This window comes from Neisseria sp. 27098_8_112 (assembly GCF_041433235.1).
Lineage (GTDB): Bacteria > Pseudomonadota > Gammaproteobacteria > Burkholderiales > Neisseriaceae > Neisseria.
Genome location: NZ_JAPWBB010000004.1, coordinates 139,056 through 155,840, shown reverse-complemented (window position 1 = coordinate 155,840; position 16,785 = coordinate 139,056). Strand labels below are relative to the sequence as shown.

The 16,785-nt window shown below is 47.3% G+C and carries 17 protein-coding genes; 5 read left to right on the top strand and 12 right to left on the bottom strand.

Annotation, left to right across the window (positions count from 1 at the left end; all coding sequences use genetic code 11):
• Positions 1–158: 158 nt before the first annotated feature.
• The gene (gene secB / locus O3682_RS04320) at positions 159–593 is read right to left on the bottom strand and encodes a protein-export chaperone SecB (RefSeq protein ID WP_003682271.1); all 435 of its coding nucleotides are present in this window, start codon (positions 591–593) and stop codon (positions 159–161) included.
• A 21-nt stretch (positions 594–614) separates the two neighbouring features.
• Positions 615–872 carry a glutaredoxin 3 gene (gene grxC / locus O3682_RS04315; RefSeq protein WP_003684090.1) on the bottom strand — a complete coding sequence of 86 codons (258 nt, stop codon included), beginning with the start codon at positions 870–872 and terminating at the stop codon, positions 615–617.
• Between the two features lie 237 nt (positions 873–1,109).
• Between grxC and O3682_RS04310 the strand changes: the two genes are divergently transcribed.
• Complete coding sequence (locus O3682_RS04310; RefSeq protein ID WP_107858142.1) at positions 1,110–2,603, top strand: Rne/Rng family ribonuclease; 1,494 nt, start codon at positions 1,110–1,112, stop codon at positions 2,601–2,603.
• A 57-nt stretch (positions 2,604–2,660) separates the two neighbouring features.
• Here the strand turns inward: O3682_RS04310 and O3682_RS04305 are convergent, their stop codons facing one another.
• The 4 genes from O3682_RS04305 to O3682_RS04290 form a co-directional block, all read right to left on the bottom strand.
• Positions 2,661–3,329 carry a DUF3108 domain-containing protein gene (locus O3682_RS04305; RefSeq protein ID WP_371508633.1) on the bottom strand — a complete coding sequence of 223 codons (669 nt, stop codon included), beginning with the start codon at positions 3,327–3,329 and terminating at the stop codon, positions 2,661–2,663.
• A 30-nt stretch (positions 3,330–3,359) separates the two neighbouring features.
• Entirely contained in the window at positions 3,360–3,986 is a 627-nt protein-coding gene (gene purN / locus O3682_RS04300) for a phosphoribosylglycinamide formyltransferase (protein ID WP_070607919.1), read from the bottom strand.
• Positions 3,987–4,082: 96 nt separating this feature from the next.
• Positions 4,083–4,898 (bottom strand): FKBP-type peptidyl-prolyl cis-trans isomerase, encoded by an 816-nt coding sequence (locus tag O3682_RS04295; protein ID WP_070607922.1) that lies wholly within the window; start codon positions 4,896–4,898, stop codon positions 4,083–4,085.
• A 160-nt stretch (positions 4,899–5,058) separates the two neighbouring features.
• The gene (locus O3682_RS04290; RefSeq protein ID WP_070504425.1) at positions 5,059–6,324 is read right to left on the bottom strand and encodes a Glu/Leu/Phe/Val family dehydrogenase; all 1,266 of its coding nucleotides are present in this window, start codon (positions 6,322–6,324) and stop codon (positions 5,059–5,061) included.
• A gap of 421 nt (positions 6,325–6,745) precedes the next feature.
• On the opposite strand from O3682_RS04290, the gene O3682_RS04285 reads away from it, so the two are divergent.
• The 3 genes from O3682_RS04285 (at position 6,746) to O3682_RS04275 (ending at position 8,258) form a co-directional block, all read left to right on the top strand.
• Entirely contained in the window at positions 6,746–7,459 is a 714-nt protein-coding gene (locus O3682_RS04285; RefSeq protein ID WP_070734646.1) for a phosphoglycolate phosphatase, read from the top strand.
• Positions 7,460–7,559: 100 nt separating this feature from the next.
• Positions 7,560–8,021, top strand: coding sequence for a recombination regulator RecX (gene recX, locus O3682_RS04280; protein ID WP_070734648.1), 462 nt, complete (start codon positions 7,560–7,562; stop codon positions 8,019–8,021).
• 75 nt (positions 8,022–8,096) lie between these two features.
• Complete coding sequence (locus O3682_RS04275; protein WP_039861975.1) at positions 8,097–8,258, top strand: hypothetical protein; 162 nt, start codon at positions 8,097–8,099, stop codon at positions 8,256–8,258.
• Positions 8,259–8,377: 119 nt separating this feature from the next.
• On the opposite strand, the gene O3682_RS04270 is transcribed toward O3682_RS04275, so the two are convergent.
• The 3 genes from O3682_RS04270 to gmk all read right to left on the bottom strand — a co-directional run bounded on the left by O3682_RS04270 (position 8,378) and on the right by gmk (position 11,517).
• Entirely contained in the window at positions 8,378–10,534 is a 2,157-nt protein-coding gene (locus O3682_RS04270) for a RelA/SpoT family protein (protein WP_371508630.1), read from the bottom strand.
• Between the two features lie 106 nt (positions 10,535–10,640).
• A complete protein-coding gene (rpoZ, locus tag O3682_RS04265) occupies positions 10,641–10,847 on the bottom strand; it encodes a DNA-directed RNA polymerase subunit omega (RefSeq protein WP_003682294.1) in 207 nt (68 codons plus the stop codon).
• A gap of 52 nt (positions 10,848–10,899) precedes the next feature.
• Complete coding sequence (gmk, locus tag O3682_RS04260; RefSeq protein ID WP_070607926.1) at positions 10,900–11,517, bottom strand: guanylate kinase; 618 nt, start codon at positions 11,515–11,517, stop codon at positions 10,900–10,902.
• Between the two features lie 168 nt (positions 11,518–11,685).
• Between gmk and O3682_RS04255 the strand changes: the two genes are divergently transcribed.
• A complete protein-coding gene (locus O3682_RS04255) occupies positions 11,686–12,246 on the top strand; it encodes an adenine phosphoribosyltransferase (RefSeq protein ID WP_003682296.1) in 561 nt (186 codons plus the stop codon).
• A 45-nt stretch (positions 12,247–12,291) separates the two neighbouring features.
• Here the strand turns inward: O3682_RS04255 and O3682_RS04250 are convergent, their stop codons facing one another.
• The 3 genes from O3682_RS04250 to O3682_RS04240 form a co-directional block, all read right to left on the bottom strand.
• Entirely contained in the window at positions 12,292–12,981 is a 690-nt protein-coding gene (locus O3682_RS04250) for a toxin-antitoxin system YwqK family antitoxin (RefSeq protein WP_225905505.1), read from the bottom strand.
• 275 nt (positions 12,982–13,256) lie between these two features.
• Positions 13,257–14,156, bottom strand: coding sequence for a 50S ribosomal protein L3 N(5)-glutamine methyltransferase (gene prmB / locus O3682_RS04245; protein WP_371508627.1), 900 nt, complete (start codon positions 14,154–14,156; stop codon positions 13,257–13,259).
• Between the two features lie 95 nt (positions 14,157–14,251).
• Positions 14,252–16,507: a nitric-oxide reductase large subunit gene (locus O3682_RS04240; RefSeq protein WP_371508625.1), complete on the bottom strand. Its 2,256-nt coding sequence runs from the start codon at positions 16,505–16,507 to the stop codon at positions 14,252–14,254.
• Between the last annotated feature and the right edge of the window lie 278 nt (positions 16,508–16,785).

Sequence of the window (16,785 nt, the reverse complement as noted above, 5' to 3'; positions counted from 1 at the left end):
TAAAAATATTATCGTAATGATAAACAATATCATTATATACTTATTACATTAATATATGAACTTTTTTATTATAGATTTTTCTTATGTCCTAATTTTCAAATAAAAAAAGGCCGTCTGAACGCAATGTTTCAGACGGCCTCAATTTAGGTATAACGCGATTAAGCGTTAGCTCCCTGTTGCTCTTGGTAGATTGCTTCGAAGTTGATCGGAGCAAGCAGTACAGGTGGGAAGCCGGCGCGGGTTACGCTGTTGGAAATGGCTTCGCGTGCGTAAGGGAACAGGATGTTCGGACAAGCAACGCCCAGCAGCAGTTGTACGTCTTCTTCAGGAATGTTTTCCAGACGGAAGATACCGCTTTGGGTAACTTCGTTCAAGAACATGGTGCGCTCTTCGTTCAGTTTGGCAGTCACGGTAACAGTAACGTCAACGCTGTAGAAGCCGTCTTCCAGTTTGGTGTTGCCGGTAGAAACGCGCATATCCACTTCAGGCTCGCCTTGTTCCAAGAAGATTTGTGGTGCGTGAGGCACTTCCAAAGACAAGTCTTTTACATACAGACGCTCAACGCTGAATACGGGTTGCAATTCTTCGCTCATTTTATTTTCCTAAGTTAAGGGTTAAGGATTCAGTAATTCGTCCAACTTGCCTTCCTGCTGCAAGCGGTACAAATCGGTAAAGCCACCGACATGGGTGTCGCCGATAAAAATCTGCGGCACGCTGCGCTGGCCGGAAAGCTGCTGCATTTCGGCAAAAACTTCCGGATTGCCGTCGATGCGGATTTCGTTGATTTCTTTCACACCCACCGCCTGCAACAGCCTTTTCGCCATGGTGCAGTACGGGCAATATGGACCGGTATAAACAGTAACGGTTTGCATGATTTCTTCCAAAATACCAATGTTCATGACTATATGGGCATAAGCGTTATTTTACAAGTGTTCCCGCCGTACGGTTGTAAAAAACATTCAGACGGCCTCTTAGCCATAAACATTTGTGCAGATGCGGAAAAACCATAATTAAAGTATGATAAGCGCTTTCGCAGAATGACTTTTGCCATTTGTTTTTTGGAGAAGAACACATCGCAAAAGTTTTTCTATTCAAAATCAGGTATCCCCATGCTTTCAGGAATTCCCATCCCCAAGGACGCCGTGCGTCCGTCCGAAACCGTCCTCGTCAACATTACGCCGCAAGAAACGCGTGTGGCTGTTTTGGAAGAGAACAATATCTGCGAGCTGCACATCGAGCGCAACAGCGGCCATAGTTTGGTCGGCAATATTTATTTGGGTGTCGTCAAACGCGTCCTCCCCGGCATGCAAAGCGCGTTCATCGATATCGGCTTGGAACGCGCCGCGTTTCTGCACATCGTCGACGTCCTCGAACAACGCCGCAATCCGGATGAAACCCAACGCATCGAACACATGCTCTTTGAAGGCCAGTCTGTCTTGGTTCAGGTCATTAAAGACCCCATCAACACCAAAGGCGCGCGCCTGTCCACCCAAATCTCACTGGCCGGCCGTTTCCTCGTGCATCTTCCGCAAGAAGACCACATCGGTATTTCCCAACGCATCGAGGATGATGCCGAACGCAGCAGCCTGAGGGAGCGCCTCAACAACCTGCTGCCCGAAAACGCCTGCCACGGCTACATCATCCGCACCAACGCTGAAAACGCCTCCGATGACCAACTGCAATCAGACATCAACTATCTGACCAAAGTGTGGGAACACATTCAAAAACAAGCGAAAATCCAGCCGCCCGAAACCCTGCTGTATCAAGATTTGCCTTTGAGCCTGCGCGTTTTGCGCGATATGTTCAGCCTCGATACGCACAAAATCCTGGTCGATTCCACTGAAAACCACCGCCGCATGACCCAGTTTGCCGAACAATACGTTCAAGGTGCATTGGGCAGAATCGAGCTGTTCAAAGGCGAACGCCCCCTATTTGAAACCCACAACATCGAGCAGGAAATCGCCCGCGCCCTGCAACCGCGCGTCAATCTCAACTTCGGCAGCTACCTCATCATCGAGTCCACCGAAGCCATGACCACCATCGATGTCAACACCGGCGGCTTTGTCGGCGCGCGCAATTTTGATGAAACCATCTTCCGCACCAACCTCGAAGCCTGCCACACCATCGCCCGCGAACTTCGCCTGCGCAATCTCGGCGGCATTATCATCATCGACTTCATCGATATGGCGCAGGAAGTCCACCGTGAAGCCGTCCTGCAAGAGCTTGCCAAAGCCCTCAGTTTCGACCGCACCCGCGTCACCCTCAACGGCTTTACCAGTCTGGGCCTTGTCGAACTGACCCGCAAACGCTCGCGTGAAAACTTAAGCCAAATCCTCTGCGAACCCTGCCCTTCCTGCCAAGGCCGAGGCCGTCTGAAAACGCCGCAAACCGTGTGCTACGAAATCCAACGCGAAATCGTCCGCGAAGCGCGCCGCTACGATGTCCAAGCCTTCCGCATTTTGGCTGCTCCGAATGTCATCGACTTGTTCTTAGACGAAGAATCGCAATCGCTGGCGATGTTGATAGACTTTATCGGCAAACCGATTTCTCTGGCAGTCGAAACCGCCTACACGCAGGAACAATACGATATTGTGTTGCTGTAAAAATAAAAGGCCGTCTGAAAACTTTTCAGACGGCCTTCTTGTTTGAGCAAATAAAGATTACGGTTTCACTACTTTACCGTTGATTTTGACGGAAGTCAGTTTCAGGTTGTAGGTTTTACCGTCATCGGTATAGCTAATTTGCGCAGGGATATTGTCGATATCGGAAGCAAACGAGTAAGTAACGGTATCGTCGCCGCGGCGGACGCGATATTTGCTTACAGGCGTTGTACCGCCGTTCAGTTTATAGCTTTCGCTGCCGATTTTGTTCATGCTACCGACGGTATACAGTTTTTTACCGTTGGTAATTCTCAAGCCTGACGGCAGGCGCACGTCATTGGCGGCCAGTTGCCATGCCAAAGTGAACAAGTCCATGGCCGGGCCGGATTTTTCAGTTTTCAAATCACCTGCTTTGCCGTAAGTGATGTTGCCGCCGGAGAATTTGGCCTCGGCATACAATTTACCGCCACGTACATCTTTGTAGTAAGACGGATGCAGTGTCGTACCGTTGATGCTGCCACCTGATTCAAAGCGAATATTGTAAAGCGGTACTTTGATGGTAGAAACGATTTTGTATTGGCTACCGCTGCGTGTAAAGGTCATGGTTGCAGGAATACCGTAGCTACCTGAGTATTGCAAAACGGCAGATTGCGGCAATTCAGCGGCTTGTGCGCCGATGGAGGCAGTGAGCAGGGAAAGTGTCAGCAGGGTTGTTTTAATCGGATTCATGATGTTTTCCTTGTGTGTATGGTGTTTTAATTAAGCCAACAGGCTTTGACCGGCAGCATTGCGTTGTGCATTCAAAACGCGGTTGCCTTCGATTTTCAGACGGCCTGCAACAAAGTCGGCAACGGCTTGTGGGAAAAGCTGGTGTTCAACCGTCAGCACGCGTGCGGCAACATCGTCAGCGGTATCACCGTCCAAAATAGGAACAATGCCTTGTGAAATAATCGGGCCGCAATCCAACTCGGGCGTTACGAAATGGATGGTGCAGCCTGCCACTCGGCAACCTGCTTCCAATGCGCGTTCGTGGGTGTGCAAACCGGTGAAAGAAGGCAGGATGGACGGATGGATGTTGATCAGGCGGTTTTCATAATGTGCGCAGAACTCCGGAGTCAAAATGCGCATGAAGCCCGCCAATACGACCAAATCCGGCTGATAGGCATCGATCTTTTCCATCATGGCCTGATCAAATGCCTGACGCGAGTCGAAGTTTTTATGGTTCAAACTGTCGGTGGCTATACCGCGCTCTGCCGCCCATGCCAATCCGGCCGCGGTCTCGTTGTTACTCAATACGGCTGCAATGTTGGCATCGGGAATATCGGCATTCACAATCGCCTGCATATTGCTGCCGCGTCCGGAAATAAGGATGACGATATTTTTCATCATAATTCCTTGTTGGTTTGGAACAAAGGCCGTCTGAAACGGAATTTTTCAGACGGCCTTTTATCCGTTGTTTAAGGGCGTAAGCCTTGATTCGGATTATTGAACTTTTTGTACGTCAACTTGTACAGGTTGTTGCGCAGCAGCATCAGGCGCGCCGACTTTAACCAGTTTCACGTCAAATACCAAAGTAGCGTTCGGGCCGATTTTATCGCCGGCACCCACTTCGCGGTAAGCCAATTTGGCAGGGATATAGAATGTTGCTTCGCCGCCTTCTTTCAAGAGCTGGATACCTTCAGTCCAACCTGGAATCACTTGGCTTACAGGGAAGCTTACTGGGCCGCCGTTGGCTTTGCTGCTGTCAAATACGGTACCATCAATCAGACGGCCTTCGTATTCAACGGTAACCATATCATCTTTAGTTGGTTTTTTACCTTCGCCTTCTTTGGTGATTTTGTATTGCAGACCGGAAGCGCTGGTTTTCACGCCTTCTTTAGTTGCGTTTTCTTTCAAGAACGCCTCGCCTTTTTCCAAGTTTACTTTGGCATCTTCAGCACGTTTGGCAGTAGCTTTTTCTTGTTGCTCTTGCAGGAATTTCATCATCACTTCCTGAGCTTGGGCTTCAGTCATTTTGACTTCTTTACCTTCAAACATGGCTTCCATGGCTTCGGTGAAGACTTTCAAATCGATTTCCGTACCTTGGTCTTTCATTTGTTTCAATGAACGGCCGATATCCACACCCATTGCGTAGCTGGCTTGTTGGGCAGTAGAACCGATGGCAGAAGCATCTGCAGTCGCATTTGAAGCTGCGGAAGCAGCAGGGGCATCTTTAGCGGCAGTGTCTTTTTGGTTGCAAGCAGTCAGTGCCAACAAAGCAGACAAAGCCAATGCGCTGAATTTGAAAGTTTTGTTCATGATTATGTCTTTTCCGGAAAGGTCAAAAAAGGGGATTATAGCTGAGTTTGATTGAAATGGAATCAAGGTGGATTAAAATTTGTAAAGGCTCTTATCAAAAACATTAAGGCCGTCTGAAAACAGGTTTCAGACGGCCTACTCTTAGCTATCGCTCAAACGATTAATACCAGCCGCGCAGCTTCATTGCTTTTTCAACACGACGGATACTCATCATATAAGAAGCGGTACGCAGGTCGACATCGTATTCTTGAGCCAAGTTCCAGATATCGCGGAACGCACGGCGCAGGACAACGGTTTCTTTCTCTTGAACTTCGTCAAACTCCCAGTAGTAGCCTTGCAGGTTTTGTACCCATTCAAAATAGGATACAACCACGCCGCCGCAGTTTGCCAATATATCAGGAACAACCAATACGCCGTTTTGACGCAGAATAACGTCGGCCTCTGGAGTAGTCGGGCCGTTTGCGCCTTCAACCACGATTTTCGCGCGGACTTTACCGGCGTTTTCAGAAGTCAGTTGGTTTTCCAGCGCGCAAGGGGCGAGTACGTCCACATCCAAAGCCAAAAGTTCGGCATTGCTGATTTCTTTGCCGTAGCCGGCTTCGTTGGTGATGAAACCTTTGGTTTGGAATTCTTTAATGATTGCTTCCATATCCAAGCCGTTTTCATTGTAGATGGCAACGTCAACAGTAGATACAGCAACGATTTTCGCACCGGCTTTGTGTGCATAGTAACCGGTGTGGTAGCCCACATTACCGAAACCTTGAATGGCGTAAGTGGCACCCTTCACGTCTTTGCCCAGTTTTTCCAAAGCTTGGACGGCGGCGAAGTTTACGCCGTAACCGGTGGCTTCGGTACGCGCCAAGGAGCCGCCAAACTCAACCGGTTTGCCGGTAAATACGCCCGGTGCGGAATGTTTCACCACGTTTTCATAGGCATCAACCATCCAAGACATGATTTTGCCGTTGGTGTTCACATCGGGGGCGGGAATGTCGATTTTCTCGCCAATCAGCGGAGAAATAGCTTCAGAATAAGCGCGGGCGATGCGTTCTAATTCTGCTTCGGAATAATTGCGCGGATCCAAAGTGATGCCGCCTTTACCGCCGCCGTAAGGAATACCGGCCACGCAGCATTTGATGGTCATCCAAATAGACAGTGCTTTGACTTCGTCCAGATTTACATTGGGATGGAAGCGCACGCCGCCTTTGTAAGGGCCGACGGCGTTATTGTGTTGGGAACGGTAACCGGTGAAATTTTCTACTGTACCGTTGTCGAGTTTGACAGGGAAGTTGACTTCCAAAACACGTTGTGGCTTTTTCAAGATTTCAAATACTGCCGGGTCGGCATTCAGGCGATCGCAGGCAATTTTTACTTGTTTTTGTGCAATTTCAAACGGATTCAGTGTTTCTTTAACAGCAGATGCGGACATGTATTTTTCCTTTTCATACACATGATTAGACGAGAGCCATACTTGTTACTATATACAAAAACAGGAAAAAATGTAATAGCATGTAGTCGATAAAAAGCAAATCCATTCATTTATATATAAATTTAGTTTGAGGCCGTCTGAAAATATCGGCATGCCGACCAAAAAATTTTCAGACGGCCTAGTATAAATGCTCATCAAACCATTCAAAAAAACACACAAACCCTTTGTTTTTTAATGCCTACCAAACTGCCCTTTTTGTTGACAAAATCCCTTCCACATTCCCAATAGGCTGATAGCCTTACACCAGCAAAAATTGTTAACAATTTAAACAAATATCCCTTTAAAGAATCAGCAAAACATCGGCAAATCAGGCAAACAATGTTAAAATAAGCGCTTAAATAATATGACAGAAAGCTACTCAATGACCACTGCTGCTTTAGAACACGTTCAAGCCGTTGCCTTTGATTTGGACGGTACCTTATGTGATTCCGTTCCCGATTTGGCCGCAGCAGCCCAAGCCATGTGTGCGCACTTGGGTTTACCTGTTTTGCCCACCCAAACGGTTGAAAGTTATGTCGGCGACGGCATCAGCAAGTTGGTTCATCGCGTCATTACCAATGATCGTGAAAAAGAAGCCGATCCTGAAATCTGGGAAAAAGGTTTTGTGTTCTTTATGAAATATTATCGCGATCACTTGAGCGACTTTACCTGCCCCTACCCTGAAACCGAAGCCGGTCTCGGCCTGCTCAAGTCCTTGGGTATTCCATTGGTTGTCATTACCAATAAAAACGAAGTACTGGCTGCAGAGCTGCTGAAGCAGCTCAATCTCGACGGCTACTTCAGCCTGGTTCTCGGCGGCGATAGCCTGACTGAGAAAAAACCCAGCCCATTGCCGCTTCAACATGCGGCCGAAGTTTTGGGCATCGACGTTGCCAATATGCTGATGGTGGGCGACTCTAAAAATGACATTATTGCCGCCAAAGCGGCCGGTTGTTTCAGTGTCGGCGTAACATTCGGCTACAGCGACATGACCTTGCTCTCGCAAGACAAAGCGACCAAACCTGATTTGTTGATTCGCGCGTTGCCTGAAATCTACGAAAATCTGCAACCGCAAAAAAACAAAGACGAAGAATAATTCGGCTTTATTTTCAGACGACCTTTTCGGTGCTTTCACCCAATCAGGCCGTCTGAAATGTAATTCAATGTAGTTAAACTCCCTCCTCTTCCATATCCCCATGAAACCTCCCAAAACCTTACGCGCCCGCGCCTTGGATATTCTTTCCCGTCAAGAAGTCAGCCGTGTCGGCTTGAAACGCAAACTGGCTCCCCACGCCGAAAGCGAAGAAGAATTGGAAAAGGTTTTGGACGAATTCGTCGAACGAAATTGGCAATCCGACCAACGTTACGCAGAAGCCTATATTCACAGCAAAAGCAACCGTTACGGCACGCTCCGCCTCAAGCAAGCCTTGGCACAACAAGGTATCGATGCAGACGACTGTCGGGAGTTCCTACCCGATAGGGAGGACGAGCTGCAAACCGCTATTTCCGTCTTGCGTAAAAAATTCAAGCAAGAAGCCCAAGATTTGAAAGAAAAACAAAAACAAGCGCGTTTCCTTGCCTATCGCGGCTTTGGTGCCGACACCATTCAGACGGCCTTAAAAACCGCGTGGAATGAAGACGAAGACTTCTATCAATAATCATTCCCACTTGAAACTTTGCTTCTATCGGCGTACCCTTACGCTTTTATTCAATAATTCAATCAGAGCTTCATCATGTCCGACAAACCGCACGATACACCTAATCCCCTACTCGAAGACGAACGCAAAAACCCTGTTTACCGCTTGGGGCAGGCAGTAGCCGGATTCATGTTGCTGGTTTGGGCCGGCGTTTTGGCCTTAGTTTTCTTCTTGGTTTTCCGTTTTTGGTTGAGTTAAACCCAATCCAATTACAAAAAAGCCATAAACCCTCTTAAAAAGAAGCCAACAGCTTTTATTTGCAAACATCAAAAAGGCCGTCTAAAAACACTTTCAGACGGCCTTTGCTTATAACGAGATTATCCTCGAATCACTTTGCGGATATTCGGATTGGCATGCATTGCATGAATAATCTGATTAACCTGATCCAAGTCTTTGACTTTAATTGTGAATTTAAATTCTACAAAACCTTCCGTTCCTGCTTGCGCTTTGGTTGGCGTATCGACAGATTCGATATCCGCACCGGAATTTGAAATCGCTTGCGCCATTGAGGCCAACAAACCATGCGCATCTTCGGATTTAACGTTGAGGATGGTGCGGTACGTTTGATTGCGCAAACTGTCCCAACCCGCATCCAGTTGCTCTTCCGGATCGGCTTTGACCAAAGTTTGACAGGTATCTCGGTGGATAATCATACCCTTGTCTTTGACCAATAATGCGCGGATCGCATCGCCGGGAATCGGATGGCAACATTCGGCAAAATGAATCCGGCCGGTTTCCTGATCGTTGACTTTGATCGGGCTGAGTTTGACCGTGCTGCCAAAATGTTGGCCTGCCAACTCGGCAATGTGCATGGCAACGTGTACCGGCAAAGTATGCCCCATACCGACATTGTAGAGAACCTCTTCAAACGAGGTTTGTTTGGTATTCAAATCGGCAAGGTATTTTTCTTTGAGGTCGTCTGAAAGCAGGATGTCTTTAGGCAACAGGCTGGATAAAGCTTTTTGCAGCAGATTCTCACCCAAAACAACGGCATCGTGACGATTCAGATTTTTAATGTATTGGCGGATGGCGCTGCGCGCACGGCTGGAAACGGTAAAGTTCAGCCATGCCACATTAGGCTTGGCATGCTCGGAAGTAATGATTTCTACCGTATCGCCTGTTTTCAGCTTAGTACGCAACGGCATCATGACGTTATTGATACGTGCGGCAACGGTTTTATGACCGATATTGGTGTGAACGGCATAGGCAAAGTCAATCGGCGTCGCACCTTTAGGCAAGGTAAGGATATCGCCTTTCGGGGTAACGATATAGACTTCGTTGGGGAACAAATCGACTTTGACATGCTCCAGAAACTCGATGGCATTTGAGCTGCTGGCCTGCAGGTCAAGAATATTTTTCATCCATCGGTTCATATGGAGGACGGCTTGGTCCGGAGTGTTTTCACCGGATTTGTAAATCCAATGGCCAGCAATACCGCCCTCTGCCACGGCATCCATTTCACGCGTACGGATTTGCACTTCGATCGGCAAACCGTAAGGGCCGACCAAGGTCGTGTGCAGGCTTTGATAACCGTTGCTTTTCGGAATGGCGATATAGTCTTTAAAACGGCCGGGCTTGGGGTGGTATAAATTATGTAATGCGCCCAACGCGGCATAACAGGCAGGAATGTTGTTTACGATGACCCGAAAGCCGTAAATATCCATTACTTCGGCAAAACGCAGCTTTTTAGCCAGCATTTTTTGATGGATGCTGTATAAGTTTTTCTCGCGGCCTTTGATTTTGGCTTCAATATTGACACCGACCAAACGCTGACCGAATGCACGCAACACTTTGCCGACAACATCGCGGCGATTTTTGCGGCTGTTGTCCATGGCTTTTTTCAGGGTTTCGTAGCGTCTTGGGTGGAGGTTTTGGAACGATAAGTCTTGAAGCTCTTGATACGCATTGTTCAGACCAATGCGGTTGGCGATTTGAGCATAGATTTCGAGGGTTTCTTTGGCGATGCGGCGGCGTTTTTCCGGACGCATAGAGCCAAGGGTGCGCATATTGTGTAATCGGTCGGCAAGTTTGACGACGATGACGCGCACGTCTTTAGTCATGGCGAGGATAAGTTTGCGGAAACTTTCCGCCTGATGCTCGGCATGATCTTCAAATTTGAGTTTTTCCAGCTTGGAGAGGCCGTCTACCATTTCGGCAATGGTATCGCCGAATTCCGCCGCCATTTCGACTTTGGTTACACCCGTATCTTCCAATACATCGTGCATAACGCCTGCGCAGAGGCCTTGAACATCCATGTGCCAAATCGCAAGCTGCGTGGCAACGGCAAGGGGATGGGTGATGTAAGGTTCTCCGCTTTTACGGGTTTGTCCGTCATGGGCGTGGAAAGCGTAGGCAACGGCTCTTTCAAGCTCGGCCTGCTCATTGGTATTGAGATAGGATGCGGTGCGAAACAGAAGCTCGCGCGCTTCTGCTGTCAACGGATCATAGGGGGCGGTAGGCAGTGGGGCTGGCATTTTCAGACGGCCTTTTATGGCTATTTTTTTAAGCCGTCAGACTGTATCGGTTGTGATATCGCACCGATACAGTCCGCGCGGCGGTTTTATCGGTTTGCCGGTTGGTTTATTTATTGCGGGTCAGCAGCTCGGTTCCGATTTGTCCGGCAGCGATTTCGCGCAGGGCGGTTACGGTTGGTTTGTTGTTGCGAATGTCGTCAACCAATGGCGTGTTGCCGTTTTCTAATTGGCGTGCGCGACGGGCGGCAACGAGGGTAAGGTCGAAGTGGTTAGGGATTTTACCTGTGCAGTCTTCAGTAGTAATACGAGCCATGTTTGCTTGCTTTCTTTCTATGTTTCAAATAAACGGTTATTTTCGCTGTTTTTTACGAATTTTCCAACAGGTTTGAAATAAATCCCTGTTGAGAGGATTTTTTCAGACGGCCTGCTTTAATAATGTGGAACAAATCGGCTTCGGCACGATCCAAATCGTCATTCACGACGACGTAATCGAACAAAACGGATTGCTCAATCTCATGACGGGCTTTGGACAGGCGTGTTTGAATAACTTCTTCGCTATCTGTTCCACGGCCGATCAAACGTTGCGCCAAAACTTCAAAGGAAGGCGGCAGGATAAAAATACTACTGGCTTCAGGCAACGATTTACGCACTTGCGCCGCACCTTGCACATCAATTTCCAAAATTACGTCATAGCCCTCTTCGCTCAACGAATTTACGCCGGCGATGCTGGTGCCGTAATAATTGCCGAATACATTGGCGTGTTCCAAAAAGGCTCTTTGATCAATCAGCGATTCAAATTCTTCTTTGGGAACAAAGTGGTAATGCACACCATGTGCCTCACCCTCACGCGGCTGGCGCGTAGTATGAGAAATGGAAACACGAATGTCGTCATGATTTTTCAACAGGCGCGACACCAAGGTCGTTTTACCTGTGCCGGAAGCGGCAGAAATGATGTAAATATTGCCTTTTTTATGATTTTGCATGGTGGTTCAGCCGATGGTATGTATCTGTAAATTATAACACAACACAATGTTTCTCGGAATTTCAGACGGCATGTTGCAAAATTTGGCTATTGTATCGATTAATTTGGCAAGTCCGCATATGACCGCTACAATATCGTGTTAAAAACTTTTTGATTTCGGAATGTCGAGATGTTGATTCATCCTGAAGTAATGGGCGTAGAAGCTTTGGCGGACAAAATCCGTAAAATTGAAAACTGGCCGCAAAAAGGGATTTTGTTTCATGACATTACTCCCGTTTTGCAAAGCGCAGAATATTTCCGCCTGCTGGTCGATTTACTGGTTTACCGCTATATGGGGCAAAAAGTTGATGTCGTTGCGGGCTTGGATGCGCGCGGCTTCATCATTGGCGCAGCTTTGGCCTATCAGCTGAACGTCGGCTTTGTCCCCATCCGCAAAAAAGGCAAACTGCCGTTTGATACGGTTTCTCAAAGTTACGCTTTGGAATATGGCGAAGCAACGGTAGAAATCCATACCGACGCCATCAAGCCGGGCGCACGCGTTTTGTTGGTAGATGATTTAGTGGCAACCGGCGGCACAATGCTGGCAGGCGTCGAGCTGATCCGCAAATTGGGCGGCGAAGTAATCGAAGCGGCTGCCATTTTGGAATTTACCGACTTGGACGGCGGCAAAAAAATCCGTGAAAGTGGCGCCCCGTTATTTACCTTATGCCAAAACAAAGGCTGTATGTAATAAAAAACCGCAAGCTGTTCAGCCTGCGGTTTTTTATTGTTAAAATTATTCGAGAACGTACCCGTCCGTATCCCAAAAAGTTTTTTTCACCAACTGGTCATCTTTATAAACCAGCTCAGATTTCTTCGCACCATCATCATACCAATCCAAAATAATGCCACTGCGTTTACCGTTGCGAATACTCAATTCAGACACGATGCGGCCATTTTCATCCCAACTAATAATCTCCGTCGGTTTGTCATTGCTCATCATCATTTCGGTTTTCGGGCTGCCGTCTGAATACCATTGTTTCCAATGGCCATTGGCTTTATCGTGCTTAAACTGAATTTCGCTTTCTTTCACCCCATTTCGGTAATAGCGGGAACCCACGCCCTCACTCAGGCCATTTTGATAAGGCATCACCGCAGATTTTTTGCCGTTTGGATACCAGTTGACCCATTCGCCATGCGGTTTTCCGTTGCGATAGCTGCCAACCATCTTTTTCTGACCGTTGAAATGCCACAGGGTTAGCGTACCATTATCCAACGCCGGCACAAAAACCTTAATCTGACCGGCAGGTACTTCATAAGGATCAGAATATTTTTTCATCGATGGATAGTAAAAATCCTGCACCTGCGCCTTGCCTGCCTCAATCTTGTATTGGCGGACATAAGCAACCGAAGGCATGGTCGCCGTCAGTTTACCGTTTTGATTGAAATAAACGGTATGTTGCTGGGCAAGGGCGGCAACGGGCATACTGAACAAGGCAGCAGCCAACAGGCCTGATTTTAAATAATTATTCATAATATGGAGTTTGGCAGTATATGTTCTACAAAAAGTCAGTAATAAAAATTCACTGACATTAGAAACTATGGCAAATATTATAAGCCATAGTTTCAAAGCCTGCTTGGATTTCATATTCGCCATACCATAGGAATTTGTATTTTCTTAAAATATTAAAAATTTTATAAAACAAAGGCCGTCTGAAACTTTTTTTCAGACGGCCTTTGTTTTATTTATATCAAAATAAACTATTCTTCACCCAGTAATTGCTCGCGGGTCAACAGGAATACAAACCCATCGCCACCGCTGGTTTCCAACCAAGTAAACGGCAATTCCGGATAAGCTGCTTCCAATACTTCACGGTTATGACCGATTTCAACCAGCAATACACCTTTCGGATTCAAATATTTCGCAGCCTGCAAAATGATTTGGCGTGTAGCATCCAAACCATCTTCTCCACTACCCAAAGCCAATTCCGGCTCATGTAGGTATTCATCAGGCAACGCTTCCACAGATTCTGCATCAACATAAGGCGGATTGGAAACAATTAAGTCGTAGGTTTCATCCAAACCTTCAAACAAATCAGTATGCACCAAGCTGATACGGTCTTCAAAGCCATAATCTTCGATATTGATGGCGGCCACTTCCAACGCATCCAAGCTCAAATCAACGGCATCGATTTGTGCGTCGGGATAGTGGTGCGCCATTTGAATGGCTAAACAACCGCTACCGGTACACAAATCCAAAGCTCGATGTACCAACTCATCATGTTCAATCCAAGGACGAATACCGTCGCCAAGCAATTCATAAATAAAAGAACGGGGCACGATGACGCGTTCATCGACATAAAAATCAAACTCACCCTGCCATGCCTGATGCGTCAGATACGCGGCAGGAATATGCTCAACTGCGCGGCGTTCGATAATCGACAGCACTTCCTCTTTCTCACTTTGCAACAATTTGGCATCCAAATAAGGCTCCAACATATCCAAAGGCAGGTTCAAAGTGTGCAAAATCAGATAGGCTGCCTCGTCATGGGCATTATCACTTCCGTGTCCGAAAAACAGTCCGGCATCATTAAAACGGCTGACGGCGAAACGCAATAAATCGCGAACAGTGGTCAGCTCTTGAGCAGCTTGGTTGAACATAATGTTTTGTCTTGTCAATTTAAGAATGTTGAAATTATAACAGAAAGGCCGTCTGAAAACTTTTCAGACGGCCTTCGATTTAATTCAGCTTAAGATTATTTATCGCGGCTGAATACGATTTTGGTAGCTTGGATAGCAACGCAGACAGCACCACCGATGAAGATCAAGTCAGCAGCGGTACGAACCCAACGCAGGGTATCCAGGATTTCCATTTGCAGGAACTCTTCGCTACGTGCATACCACAGGCCATGAGTGATAGAAGCGTAAGCTTGAATCACGCCGACTGGCAACAGGCTGATGGCAATCATACCCACCAGACCGCCGTTCAGCAGCCAGAAGCCCCAAGTCATCAATTTGTCGTCAAATTGAACATTAGGTTTCAGGTAGCGTGCAACCAGCAATACGAAGCCCAGTGCCAAGAAGCCGTACACACCGAACAAAGCTGCGTGTGCGTGAACTGCGGTAGTGTTCAGACCTTGGATGTAGAACAGGGAAATCGGCGGGTTAATCAGGAAGCCGAATACGCCGGCACCGATCATGTTCCAGAAGGCAACTGCTACGAAGCACATCAGCGGCCAACGCAGACGTTTCGCCCAGTCGGACAGGTGTTGGTAAGACCAGTGTTCGTAAGCTTCACGGCCCAGCAGAATCAAAGGTACAACTTCCAAAGCGGAGAAACATGCACCGATTGCCATAGAGGCAGAGGTAGAGCCGGAGAAGTACAAGTGGTGCAATGTACCTGGAATACCGCCCAACATGAAGATGGCAGCAGCAGCCAGAGTAGAAGCAGTAGCAGTACTACGGCGGACAAAGCCCATGTTGTAGAAGATGAATGCGAAGGCAGCAGTAGCGAACACTTCGAAGAAGCCTTCTACCCACAGGTGAACCACCCACCAACGCCAGTATTCCATCACAGCGATTGGAGATTTCTCACCGTAGAACAGACCAGGAGCGTAGAACACACCCACACCGACCATAGAAGCTACGAAGATAGCCAACAGGTTTTTGTCTGTACCTTTTTCTTTAAAGGCAGAGATGGTGCAACGCAACATCAGGAACAGCCACAACAGCAAGCCGACCATCAGCAGAAGTTGCCAGAAGCGACCCAAATCCAAGTATTCGTAACCTTGGTGACCAAACCAGAAGTTCAGCTCAGGTGGAATGATGTGGGTCAAAGCAAAGAAGTTACCTGCGTAAGAACCGCCGACTACGATGAACAGGGCGATGTACAGGAAGTTCACACCGGCACGTTGGAATTTAGGATCTTTACCGCCGTTCACAATCGGAGCCAAGAACAGACCTGCTGTCAGGAAGCCGGTTGCAATCCAGAAAATAGCGGATTGGATGTGCCAAGTACGGGTCAGCGCATATGGGAACCAGTCGGCCATTTCAAAGCCCAGTGCGGTATCGATACCGTAGAAACCTTGACCTTCGACAGTATAGTGAGCGGTCAAACCACCCAACAGTACTTGTACGACAAACAGCGCAACAGTCAGGAATACATATTTGCCCAACGCTTTTTGAGAAGGAGTCAGTTGTACTTTAGAGATAGGATCTTCAGTAGGTACTTCAACCTCTTCATGTTTGGTCAAGAAAGAGTAACCCCACATCAGCAAGCCGATACCCATCAGCAACAATACCACGCTGGTGAAAGACCACATGTAGTTTTCAGTAGTCGGTACGTTGTTGATCAGAGGCTCATGCGGCCAGTTGTTGGTGTAAGTGAAGACCTCATCAGGACGGTTGGTCGAAGCAGACCAAGAAGTCCAGAAGAAGAAGTTGAACAGTTTTTCACGCGCTTCTTGGCTTGGCAATGTATTGTTTTTCATTGCAAAGTGTTCGCGAGTGGTTTGGAACTTAGGATCGTCGCTGTATACACCGTGGTAGTAAGGCAGGATGCTTTCGATTGCTTTCACGCGGGTTTCGCTGACAACGACAGAACCATCTTCCTTAACACGGCTTTGGTTGCGATATTCGTCAGCCAAACGGGTTTTCAGAACAGCTTGTTCTTCAGGAGAAACTTCGTCAAATTTTTTGCCGTAAGTTTCTTGCGCAGTCAGATCCAACCATGCAACCAGCTCGCGGTGCAGCCAGTCGGCAGTCCAGTCCGGAGCTTGGTATGCACCGTGACCCAATACAGAGCCGACTTCCATACCGCCGGTAGTTTGCCATGCAGATTGACCTGCCAAAATATCGTCTTTGGTCATCAGGACTTTGCCGGATGCAGAAACGACTTGTTCAGGGTATGGCGGAGCCTTTTTATAGACTTCGCTACCCATATAACCAAGAATGGTAAAGCATACTGCCAGCACGGCAAACAGCAAGTACCAAAGCTTCTTGTACTGTCCCATTTTAAGTACTCCTTGATTTTGGTAAAAAGTGGTTGGGTATTAATTCATCAAATATGAATGTTAAAGATTGTATCACGGTTTAATAAGTAAAGAAATATTTTGTCAATAATATTCCTTTAAAACCATTAACTTATATGATATTGATTCCCATTTGCCTATACAGACCCCCCTTTATCGTATTTTGTGTTAAGTTTTCGCTAACATTTTCACACAAAAATAAACTTTTCGATGTATTTTTTTATACTTCTAAAGGAGTATTTAAGTAGTAAAAGATTCAT

Bases quoted from the DNA above. Each gene is read 5' to 3' on its own strand.
- O3682_RS04250 (WP_225905505.1), bottom strand. From the start codon at position 12,981: ATGCCCGTTGCCGCCCTTGCCCAGCAACATACCGTTTATTTCAATCAA.
- purN (WP_070607919.1), bottom strand. From the start codon at position 3,986: ATGAAAAATATCGTCATCCTTATTTCCGGACGCGGCAGCAATATGCAG.
- O3682_RS04240 (WP_371508625.1), bottom strand. From the start codon at position 16,507: ATGGGACAGTACAAGAAGCTTTGGTACTTGCTGTTTGCCGTGCTGGCA.
- O3682_RS04295 (WP_070607922.1), bottom strand. From the start codon at position 4,898: ATGAACAAAACTTTCAAATTCAGCGCATTGGCTTTGTCTGCTTTGTTG.
- recX (WP_070734648.1), top strand. From the start codon at position 7,560: ATGAAACCTCCCAAAACCTTACGCGCCCGCGCCTTGGATATTCTTTCC.
- grxC (WP_003684090.1), bottom strand. From the start codon at position 872: ATGCAAACCGTTACTGTTTATACCGGTCCATATTGCCCGTACTGCACC.
- O3682_RS04270 (WP_371508630.1), bottom strand. From the start codon at position 10,534: ATGCCAGCCCCACTGCCTACCGCCCCCTATGATCCGTTGACAGCAGAA.
- O3682_RS04275 (WP_039861975.1), top strand. From the start codon at position 8,097: ATGTCCGACAAACCGCACGATACACCTAATCCCCTACTCGAAGACGAA.
- secB (WP_003682271.1), bottom strand. From the start codon at position 593: ATGAGCGAAGAATTGCAACCCGTATTCAGCGTTGAGCGTCTGTATGTA.
- gmk (WP_070607926.1), bottom strand. From the start codon at position 11,517: ATGCAAAATCATAAAAAAGGCAATATTTACATCATTTCTGCCGCTTCC.
- O3682_RS04255 (WP_003682296.1), top strand. From the start codon at position 11,686: ATGTTGATTCATCCTGAAGTAATGGGCGTAGAAGCTTTGGCGGACAAA.
- O3682_RS04290 (WP_070504425.1), bottom strand. From the start codon at position 6,324: ATGTCCGCATCTGCTGTTAAAGAAACACTGAATCCGTTTGAAATTGCA.
- prmB (WP_371508627.1), bottom strand. From the start codon at position 14,156: ATGTTCAACCAAGCTGCTCAAGAGCTGACCACTGTTCGCGATTTATTG.
- O3682_RS04305 (WP_371508633.1), bottom strand. From the start codon at position 3,329: ATGAATCCGATTAAAACAACCCTGCTGACACTTTCCCTGCTCACTGCC.
- O3682_RS04310 (WP_107858142.1), top strand. From the start codon at position 1,110: ATGCTTTCAGGAATTCCCATCCCCAAGGACGCCGTGCGTCCGTCCGAA.
- rpoZ (WP_003682294.1), bottom strand. From the start codon at position 10,847: ATGGCTCGTATTACTACTGAAGACTGCACAGGTAAAATCCCTAACCAC.
- O3682_RS04285 (WP_070734646.1), top strand. From the start codon at position 6,746: ATGACCACTGCTGCTTTAGAACACGTTCAAGCCGTTGCCTTTGATTTG.